At 64.3% G+C, this 9,860-nt stretch carries 9 protein-coding genes; 4 read left to right on the plus strand and 5 right to left on the minus strand.

What is annotated here, in order from left to right; all coding sequences use genetic code 11:
• Positions 1 to 28: 28 nt before the first annotated feature.
• Positions 29 to 1,096: an alpha/beta hydrolase family protein gene (locus tag AB0M74_RS31010; protein WP_366529845.1), complete on the plus strand. Its 1,068-nt coding sequence runs from the start codon at positions 29 to 31 to the stop codon at positions 1,094 to 1,096.
• 267 nt (positions 1,097 to 1,363) lie between these two features.
• A complete protein-coding gene (locus AB0M74_RS31015) occupies positions 1,364 to 2,509 on the plus strand; it encodes an acyl-CoA dehydrogenase family protein (RefSeq protein WP_366529846.1) in 1,146 nt (381 codons plus the stop codon).
• A 140-nt stretch (positions 2,510 to 2,649) separates the two neighbouring features.
• Here the strand turns inward: AB0M74_RS31015 and AB0M74_RS31020 are convergent, their stop codons facing one another.
• Positions 2,650 to 3,258 carry a hypothetical protein gene (locus AB0M74_RS31020; protein ID WP_366529847.1) on the minus strand — a complete coding sequence of 203 codons (609 nt, stop codon included), beginning with the start codon at positions 3,256 to 3,258 and terminating at the stop codon, positions 2,650 to 2,652.
• A gap of 317 nt (positions 3,259 to 3,575) precedes the next feature.
• Here AB0M74_RS31020 and AB0M74_RS31025 point away from each other — a divergent pair, with 317 nt between their 5' ends.
• Positions 3,576 to 4,526 carry an alpha/beta hydrolase family protein gene (locus tag AB0M74_RS31025; RefSeq protein ID WP_366529848.1) on the plus strand — a complete coding sequence of 317 codons (951 nt, stop codon included), beginning with the start codon at positions 3,576 to 3,578 and terminating at the stop codon, positions 4,524 to 4,526.
• A 520-nt stretch (positions 4,527 to 5,046) separates the two neighbouring features.
• Here AB0M74_RS31025 and AB0M74_RS31030 read toward each other — a convergent pair.
• From AB0M74_RS31030 to AB0M74_RS31045, 4 genes are all read right to left on the minus strand, one after another.
• A complete protein-coding gene (locus tag AB0M74_RS31030; RefSeq protein ID WP_366529849.1) occupies positions 5,047 to 5,709 on the minus strand; it encodes a histone deacetylase in 663 nt (220 codons plus the stop codon).
• Positions 5,710 to 6,078: 369 nt separating this feature from the next.
• A complete protein-coding gene (locus AB0M74_RS31035; RefSeq protein WP_366529850.1) occupies positions 6,079 to 6,567 on the minus strand; it encodes a class I SAM-dependent methyltransferase in 489 nt (162 codons plus the stop codon).
• A gap of 168 nt (positions 6,568 to 6,735) precedes the next feature.
• The gene (locus AB0M74_RS31040; RefSeq protein WP_366529859.1) at positions 6,736 to 7,125 is read right to left on the minus strand and encodes a VOC family protein; all 390 of its coding nucleotides are present in this window, start codon (positions 7,123 to 7,125) and stop codon (positions 6,736 to 6,738) included.
• A gap of 2 nt (positions 7,126 to 7,127) precedes the next feature.
• On the minus strand, positions 7,128 to 7,418 hold the full coding sequence (locus AB0M74_RS31045) for a metalloregulator ArsR/SmtB family transcription factor (protein WP_366529851.1): 291 nt from the start codon (positions 7,416 to 7,418) through the stop codon (positions 7,128 to 7,130).
• A gap of 1,208 nt (positions 7,419 to 8,626) precedes the next feature.
• Here AB0M74_RS31045 and AB0M74_RS31050 point away from each other — a divergent pair.
• On the plus strand, positions 8,627 to 8,881 hold the full coding sequence (locus AB0M74_RS31050; RefSeq protein WP_366529852.1) for a hypothetical protein: 255 nt from the start codon (positions 8,627 to 8,629) through the stop codon (positions 8,879 to 8,881).
• Positions 8,882 to 9,860: the final 979 nt, after the last annotated feature.

Raw genomic sequence — 9,860 nt, forward strand, 5'->3', positions numbered from 1 at the left:
CTCAGCTAGTCGCAGCTACGGTGGTCCCATGCGTTGGACACGAAGACGAACGGCGGCAGCGGCGAGTGCGGTAGTGATGTTCCTGGGGGTGCCGGCAGCGTCAGGTGGCCTCGCCGCCGCGGTGACCACACCGTCGGATCCGGTCATCGCCTCCGGTTCACTGCTCGCCTCGCCCCGTTCGTCGGACGGCTCTCGCATCGACAGCTTCACCATCACAGACGACCGCAACCTCGTCCTCCAGGTGTTCTCTGCCGCCATGGACAAGAACATCGAGGTCAAAGTGCAGCGCCCGGCCGACGCCTCGATCGCGCGTCCCACGCTGTACCTGCTTTCGGGGGCGGGTGGTGGCGAGGACGAGGCCACCTGGGACTTGAAGTCCTCCGCATCACAGTTCTTCGCCAACAAGGATGTGAACGTCATCCAGCCGGTCGGCGGTGCGTGGAGCTATTACGCCGACTGGCGCGCCCCCGACCCGGCGCTCGGCGTGAACGAATGGCAGACCTTCTTCACCGAGGAATTGCCGCCCCTGATCGACGCCGCCCTCGGGGCGAACGGCACCAACGCCATCGCGGGCATTTCGATGGCGGGTACCCCCGTGCTGCAACTTCCCATCGCCAAGCCCGGTCTTTACAAGTCGGCCGCCGCCTACAGTGGTTGCGCTCAGATCAGCGACCCGATCGGCTGGAACTTCGTCAATACCGTTGTCGCGGCAGGTGGCGGCGACTCCATGAACATGTATGGGCCGCAAGGTGATCCGATGTGGGCGGCCAACGACCCCTACGTCCACGCCGACCAGCTGCGCGGCACAAACCTGTTCATCTCCAACGGCTCTGGCCTCCCCGGCGAGTGGGACACCCTGAACGGACCCCACGCCCTACCCGGCGTCGGCGGCCTCGCGAACCAGGTGACCCTCGGCGCCGGCCTCGAAGCGGCCGCCAATTACTGCTCCCACAATATGCAGAATCGCCTCAACCAGCTCGGCATCCCCGCCACCTACGACTTCCAGCCCACCGGCACGCACTCGTGGGGTTATTGGCAGCAGGCGCTGGTCGCCTCCTGGCCGGTCCTCGCCAAGGGGCTGGGCCTGCCTGCTTGAGCCGGTGGCTACCAGGATCTCCGGCGACGCATGCTCGCCGTCTCCCTGACCGGAGCCCGGTCGCGTCCGTTCGATGACGTGTCGAACACCTGCTCCCGAGCCGTGGCGTTTGTCAGGAATCTCGATCTGCTGCTGAATTCACCGCAGCTAGACCAGGTGAGGCGATAAATTTTGGACGCGAAGTGAACTGGCATTCTCTTTCCGGGTACCGTGTGTAGCAACGACGGGTCGGTGTGGACCGGCCGCTGTGGTCACTAGGAGGTTGGTGTGGAGCGCACATTGTTCGAACCCGAACATGAACTGTTCCGGGAGTCGTTCCGCAAGTTTCTCGATCAGCACGTCGCGCCGAATCATGCGAAGTGGGAAGAGCAGGGCATCGTCGACCGCGACGTCTGGCTCGAGGCAGGTAAGCAGGGATTCCTCGGCATGGCCATGCCCGAGGAGTACGGTGGCGGCGGCGTCCAGGACTTCCGTTACAACGCGATCGTCGCCGAGGAATCCGTCCGCGGCCAGTACTCCGGGCTCGGCTTCGCCCTCCACAACGACGTCATCGCCCCCTACCTCTACGAGCTCGCCAACGACGAGCAGAAACAGCGCTGGCTCCCCGGCTTCTGTTCCGGCGAAATCATCACCGCCATCGCCATGACCGAACCCGGCACCGGCTCCGACCTCCAAGGCATCAAAACCCGTGCGGTCCGTGACGGTGACGACTGGATCCTCAACGGCGCCAAGACCTTCATCACCAACGGCATCAACTCCGACATTGTCATCGTCGTCGCCCAAACCGACCCCGACAAGGGCGCCATGGGCTTCAGTCTCCTCGTTGTCGAACGCGGTATGCCAGGCTTCGAGCGCGGCGCCAACCTCGACAAGCTCGGCCTCAAAGCTCAAGACACCGCGGAACTGAGCTTCGCCGACGTTCGCGTTCCGGGCAAGAACCTGCTCGGCACCGAAGGCATGGGTTTCATCCACCTCATGCAAAACCTGCCCCAGGAGCGCCTCTCCATCGCCGTCATGGCCGCCGCCGCAATGGAAGCCTGCCTGGACATGACGATCCAGTACGTCCGCGACCGCAAAGCCTTCGGCAAGCCCATCGGCGCCCTCCAGAACACCCGCTTCGTGCTGGCCGAACTGGCCACCAAAACCACCGCTGTCCGCGTCCTCGTCGACCGCTTCATCGAGGACCTCAACGCAGGCAAGCTCTCTGTCGAGGACGCCGCTATGGCGAAGTGGTGGAGTACCGAGGAACAGGTCGACCTGATCGACCGTTGCCTCCAGCTGCACGGCGGATACGGCTACATGAAGGAATACCCGATCGCCAAGGCGTACATGGACGCTCGCGTCCAGACGATCTACGGCGGGACCACCGAGATCATGAAGGAAATCATCGGACGGTCGCTGAAATTGTCCTGACGACAAGCGGTTTCGAACTCCAGGCGGTGGCAGCTGTCAGCCGCGGACTGCAGTCCGTCTGTGGTGGATCCGGTCGGGGTTCGAGAGTGCTCGCACGGCGGCACCCGGATCCCGATCGGCCGGCCGAGACGCCCGCGAACCTATTTGTCGTCGAGGACCTTGATCTGCTCGAGAATATTGGCCCACACCTCCTGATACTTCTCGATGGTGTTCACCCCATCGTCGGTGATGGTCGACAGTTGTTGTTTGGCCGAAAGATGGATCATGTCCAGTCGTTGGGCGTCTACCAGCGCTTGGCGAATCTTTTCCAGCGGTTTGTAGACGCCCGCACCGATCAGATCTACCAGCGCAGTAGCGCCCAACCCGCCCGCGAGAACCGTATTCCCCAGCGCGAGACCGGCAATCGCGCCTACGATCGTCCCGATCAGCACCGTCGCGATCAGCAGGGCTATCGCCAATCGAATCTTGAAAACAAGGTCGATTCTGCGTCGCGCTTGTCGGAAGAACTCGTCGGTGTCGGTGAGGGCAAGCCCACCCGCGACAGTCGACAGTGTCGTGTCCGCCGCGGGCGCGGCAGAGGCGCCGAGTTCATCGGTGAGCTGTCGAATTTCCTGTGGTGTGAGAACAACCCGCTCCCCACTCGGCAGCGTCACATCCGCGGACTCCCCAGTACTGCGACTACGACGGATCGCCTCCACGATTGCCGTCGCCGAATTGGCCGCAACCATTGCTACTACCGCTTCGATCACCGTTCTCTCCCTCGCATCGTCATGCTGAACGGATCGGTCTGCGATGCTACGTCGGCGAACCCGCTACACGCAGGGTTTTGCCGCCGATGGTCGAGGGCGCCGGAGCCGGTCCGGTCGGCGGCGATCGACCGCCGTCTCTCGAAAGCATTGCGCACGAACGTGACCCGCTTGGCAGCCATGGTGCGGCCATTGCGCGGAGGGGTGCTCGCTGTCGCGAACCACCGAACCCCGCCGGCGTGCTCGCTGCTGACGCTTGATCACTGGCTGTTCAGGGCGTAGCGGGGTTGTGCAATGCAATCGTCGGGTACAACGGAAACATGAGGGCTTCAAGGTATTTGGTGTTGCTCGTCAGCGCGCTGGTCACCGCTGTGTCTGCGCTGGGCCTGTACGCTTCCCCCGCCTCCGCGGCCCCGGCCGAAGCGTATGTGGTCGACGATATTCCGCTGGAAGGCTCTGTATCCAGGATGGACGTCTACTCGCCTTCGATGGATCGTGTAGTGAGCAACAGGGTGATTCGTGCCGCGGGCGGCTCGGCACCCACCCTGTATTTGCTGACTGGTCTCGGGGGCGGTGTGGACGGGATCTCGTGGTGGGACGATACGGATGTCCGCGAGTTCTTTGCCGACAAGCATGTCAATGTGGTGATGCCGGTCGGGGGTGCCTACAGCATGTATACCGATTGGCTCACCGACGACCCGGCGGTCGGCCGCAACCGGTGGCAGACCTACCTGACGCAGGAACTGCCCGCGGTTCTCGACAGGAAACTTGGCAGCACTGGACGGAACGCGATTGCGGGAGTATCGATGAGCGCGGCCTCCGCGGTCGACCTCGCGATCCAAGCACCCACGGTGTACAGCGCTCTGGCTGCTTACAGCGGGTGTCCTTGGGCTGCGGATCCGCTCGGGGTGGCGATGATCACCGCGCAAGTGGGGCGGGGTGGCGGCAATCCGGTCAACATGTGGGGCGCGCTGGGCCAGACGGTCTGGCGTGCGCACGACGCGTTCGCCCACGCCGGCGTTCTCGCCGGAAAGACTATCTACCTGTCCGCCGCTACCGGCATTCCCGGCGCGATCGACGAAGGCGGACTGCCGTTCCCGCCGATCGAGGCGATCGCGAGCTCGTGCACGTCGGCTTTCGCCGGCAGGCTCGCGGAGCTTGGTCTGCCCGCGGTGCATGTCAACCGCCAGGAGGGTTCGCACACCTGGGGGCAGTTCGAAACAGACCTGCACGATTCCTGGCCGCATTTGGCTCGTGCACTCCGTTCGTGAGATGTCTGCTGGGCGAACGACTTCCACCAATCGGTATGAGCTCACCACGCCAACCGACCGCATTGTGCGCTGCCGTCTGCTCCGGCCGTGCGAGTTGGCTGGCATGGTGACATCTGGCACGGCTGAACCTTGGACGACGGGGACAGACGTTCGGTAGGGGCGAAAATCGTTCTCGCAATACGTCATCCGGCCTCCGCTCGCCCCGGCGCCACTCCGAAGTGAACGCTTCGACGAGTGACATGGCTGTGGCAAACAGTGAGAGGCTCTTCGGTCACATGCCGCTCGACGAGCACTGAGGACTGCGCCCATCGAAAGCCAGATGGGATCGCTGCTGGAGCGACGCCTGGGCAGGCGGGCGTACCGAGCGTCCGGCTCGGTCGAGGGATTGAGGGCAGGCGATGGCTGGCAGAAAACCACGACGGTCGGCATCGTGGGTCCGATCGCGCCGCCGAGTCGAAGAGAGTCGAGCAGTTTTGTCGATTGCGGCGGATACGCGGGTACCGAGTGCGGTCTCGAAGGTTCATGAGGTGAGTAAGGCAGCGATGGAGTCGGCCGTCCAGCCGATGTCTACGCCTGAGCATGCCACCAGGTAGACGGCGATCTGTTCGGTGGTCCATCCATGCGAATGGGCGAGACCGGCGGCAAGGTGACGTAGGTAGGCGGCCGCAGGTGGATTACCGGGGAGGTCGGCGAAATGCCAAGGGGCAGTGAGCGTGAGGAGGGGGTAGCCATCGTGAGTGCCTGCGCAGACCAATGTTTCGTAGCGGCCAGGACCGAGTGTGCTACGACCAGTGGTGATTGCTTCGGTCAGGTCCAGGTCGGCGCCTGGCGCGCGGTACATCTCCTGCGCGGCGATATCGGAGAACTGGGCGGTGGTGATCAGGTGGGCGCGGACGGCCATCGTGCCGGGACAGTCGGGGTCGTAGAAAGCTCGGCCGCCGGTCCAGACCAGTGATTCGGTGGCGAAATACAGTTGGCCGCGCAGCATGACCGGGACGGAACGTGCCGGGTCGGCAGGGTTGCGGCAGCCAGGGAGGGCCAGGGCGCCACCTTCAGGCGTGCCACCCGCGAGGTAACAGCGTAACCGAGGCAGGTGCATGTTCGATCCGTAGGCCGCGTACCAGACCCGGCTCGTCCCGTCGTCGGATCGGCCTGCCGTGTGGAAGGAATCGCTACCAGGCATCACCTCGACGATAGGCACTGCGGCCCGGTTCACGTCGTAGCAACGCGTCCGATGGCGCGGATCGGACGCCGAGCGCCGCTGCTCGGCAACCGGTGCGCGCGGTCGGTCGATGCCGGCATGAGTGGTCGGGTGGCTCAGCGGTGGCGTGCCGTGGGTGGATGATGGCGTGCGCGGCGGTGGCACATGACTGGTGGACGCCAAGTATGGGCGGTCGGGTGGCTCGGTGGTGGCGTAGGGCCGACGGATACAGCGGCGCCGAGCCGGTTCAGGCGCGGCGGGCAACCGTCAACACATCAGGAACGAGCGCGGGCGGCATCAGATATCGGTGCACCGGCCGCTGCTCGGTGACGGTGCACCCGGCTGCTTCTATCACCGCGCGCATCTCGCTGGGTGGTGGAAAGTAGGCGAGGCCCTGTATCGGTGCGGGCTGCAATGCTCGGGCGAATCGGCTGGTGGGGTGTCAGCACGATCGCAAGGAGGCCGCCTGGTACCAGAATTCGATGGAACTCGGCTAGCGGCGTGGTGGTCGAAGAAGTGGAAGGCGTGTGTGGACACAACTGCATCGACGGCGGCGTCGGGCAACCCTAGGTCTTCGGCTCGGCGGTGGCGCCATTCGACTCGGGCCGAGCGAGACATAGTTTGCTTCAACATTCCTGCCGAGGCATCACAGCCATAGACTGCCGCCGGCGCTGGATCCGTGGCGATCCGCGCGACCAAAATGCCGGTGCCGCAACCGACATCGACAATTCGCTGGGCCAGCTGGGTAATGATCTCGTCCTGCGGCGCACGGTAGGCGAGCCGCCGCAGGATTGGCGTGTCGTACAGACGCGCGGCCCTGTCCCAGCCCTGGGTCACCATTCCGTTGAACGCGCGCGCAGGCGCTTACTGCATGGCGGACATCAATCTCCCTTCAGGAGGTGTCCCCTCCAACCCAGATTGTCCGAGACGCATGGGATTGATGATTGCCACCGCTGCTCGACGTCGGCGCCAGCGGGCTATATCCCGCAATGTGGGGGAGTGTTGCTCTCAGTTCGTCTGCTGTGCGATCTGGATCAGATTGCCGCAAGTGTCGTCGAGAACCGCGACGATCACGGGTCCGTGGTCCAGTGGCTCCTGGGTGAATCGGACGCCGAGAGCGCGCAGTCGGTCGTATTCGGCGCGCACGTCGTCGACGGCAAACGAGGTGAACGGGATGCCGTCCTCGACGAGAGCCTTCTTGAACGGACCCGCCGCGGGGTGGCCGTCGGGCTCGAGCAGTAGCTCCACGCCCTCTGGATCCTGCGGCGACACCACGGTCAGCCAGCGGGCCTCGCCGAGCGGGATGTCGGTCTTCTTCGTGAAGCCGAGCACGTCGGTGTAGAAGTCAAGGGCCTTGGCTTGATCGTCGACTAAGACGCTGGTCACGTTGATTCGGATCATCATTCCTCCTCGAGCCAGCGGTCCGTGAGGTGCCGCAGGGGCTCACGATTCAGGTGGTGGAACTTGTACCGGCCGTCCCGGCGGGTACTGATCAGCCCGGCGGCTTCCAGTACGTCGAGGTGCTGTGACACGGCCTGCCGGGATGAAGCGAGTCGGTGCTTCATGGTGAGCCTGCTGCAGATCTCGAACAGCGTCTGGCTGTCGCGGTCGGCCAGCTCGTCGAGGATCGCACGGCGGGTCGGGTCGGCCAGCGCTTTGAAGATGTCGCCAGGCTCGGCAACAGTGCTCACGCTCGCCAGAATAGGCAAGTCACCACTTGCCTGTCAAGCGCTCCATCTGGGCGCATGCTGTTGCCGGACTGATGCATCAGTCGGTTGATCCTTGTGACTGTCTGAGTCTGTGCCGGTGTGGAGGATTCTTTCGGCAGGGCAGCAGTCGCGCGGGAGGGACCCGCACTGTGCTGGACAGCCGTCGGACTACTTGACAGAGCGCGCCGTCAAGGCCACCGACATCGGTGATCTTCCAATCGGACCCGCGGTCGACGGTGCTGTTGTAGTGACCGTGGTCTGTGCCCCAGCCGGGTTCTGTGCGTTCGTGGCGCTGACGTCGACGAAGACTGCCACCCGGTAGCCGCCGTCGCGTTCCGACAGGACTCCGGCGGTGAATGGGGGTGCCGGTCGATGCCCACTTCAAGGGGATGAGCAGCTCTTGCAGCTTCGGTGCGGTCGCATCGAACTTGTTGGCAAGAGCGGGTGCGGTGTTCTGGTTGAGCCGTCGAATCCAGGAGGCGAACTCGGCGTAATCGGCGGTGGCGGCACCGACGGCGTAGTCGGTGGCGATTTGTTCGGCGTGGCGGTTGTCGGCAGCCGTCCTGTCACGGTCGGCACGGCCGGCACGGTCGCGGCGTGCCGCGACGACCTGCGGTTGCTCGGCGCGGGATTCGGTCCGGACCTGAGGCGGCCCACGCTCGACCGCGACACCTTGGCGTTCTGTTTATCGAGGATTGTCACGAACGACTGCATGGCGGCGCCCATCCGTCGCAGCCCGTCGGGACTCCGATCGAGGGCGGTATGCACTGCGGCCAGATTCTCGCGCAGTGTGCTGCCGTTCACCTCGGCCACCGGCTCCGCGGTATCCTGAAGCGTCCGAACCGGGCTGTAGGGCAACGTGACCCGGTCTTATGGGATCGGCCTGTCGCCCAGGGGCGTCGTCCCGGCGGGAATCATGGCGACATAGTGGCCACCGACCACGGTGAGCATCCGGATCTCCAAAGTCGTTGCATCCCCGACGAATACATTTCGGTCCACCGTGAATCGCATCCGAACCCGGTTCGTCGACCTCTCGATGTAGGAAGGCCGGAACCGGGCAAATATGCCGCGCACATCGGCGCGACGGTCCACGGCCACGATCGCGAGGCAACGACAACCAATTACACGGGGTGAGCTGATGACAACCCGACGCGAGGGCATCCTCGACGCGACACGGGGACTCATCGTGCATGCGGGGTACGCGAGCGCGAGCATGCATGCCGTCGCGCGCGGCAGGCGTCACCCGGCCCGCGCGCTCTGCCGAGTTCGGTGACCGCGACGAGTTGTTCGCGGCGCTGTTGGCTCGGGAGGAGGAGCGAGTGCTGGCCATGGCGGCCGCCGCGACGCCGCACCGGAAACCTGGCAGTTCGTTCTCCATGACGATGCACTTCCCGTGTTCGAGGGATCTGCTCCGCAGCATCTCGAGCGTGCGTGTGCTCATGTGATCGGCTGTCGAGCGTGGCATGACCGCCGCGACTTGCCTCGAGGAAACGTCGTTGCTTCCTGAAGCGGTGATCGACCCCTATGCCCAGCTTTCCGCGCGTACAGAGCTTGCGGGAATTGCGCTATCTGCTCGTGCGCAGTGGTAGCGAGCCGGGTCTGGGGGACGTCGTTCCGTGCGCTGGTCGATGAGGTGGGGGCAGATGATGCCGGAGTCGCCGCTCACCTACACCGGCATGGCCACCGAGCGGTCGCGGCCCGACTCGGCTATGCCGAAGCTGCGTGCGCCATCCGTCTATTCCGACGGTGGCGAGGCTGCACGCCGCAAGTATTTGGGCGCGCGGCTAAGGGGCGCGAGCCCCCTTATCGAGATCGACCCCTCCACGAGCTTCGTCCTGGACGAGCGCATCAGCTCAACCGATCACACATCGAGAGATGGCGGAGACTTCCTCGCCTTGACCGACGGACCCTGGACACGCACAGGTGGGTTCGTTGGGTGCGGTTCGTGCTCGGGCGGCTAGCGGCAGAGCACGTACCTCGCCGCCGGCTAACCGAATTGGGCCGGCCGTGTCGGCATCAATCCGAGTCTCACCGTCGTCGCTGTGGAGTTGTAGCGGTGATTGCGATGCATCCCGCGGCCGGGGGCTCGGCCGCATTGGCCATTCATGTCGCAAAACCCCCGGTAATCAGGCGATTTGCATATTCGCCAAAGCGTCACGTAATGTTCTCCAAGTCAGAGCGACACGGACACCGACCCGGAGCCGAGAAGCACAGCGGAGACGCTGAGCGAAGGCCTGGGAAACGAGGTAGGACGAGGAGCGCCTGGCCACCCGGCTCGACAGAGACCCCGATTTGGTTTGGGTTCAACGCTGAGCTAAGCTTGAACAAGTGCCTCACCGATCAATCAGATTAAATCTGGGCGATGGTGTGTGCGTGTGTTCTTTGAGAACTCAATAGTGTGTCGATGAATGTCAGTGCCAATTA

It is taken from the genome of Nocardia sp. NPDC051463 (genome assembly GCF_040681975.1).
GTDB lineage: Bacteria > Actinomycetota > Actinomycetes > Mycobacteriales > Mycobacteriaceae > Nocardia.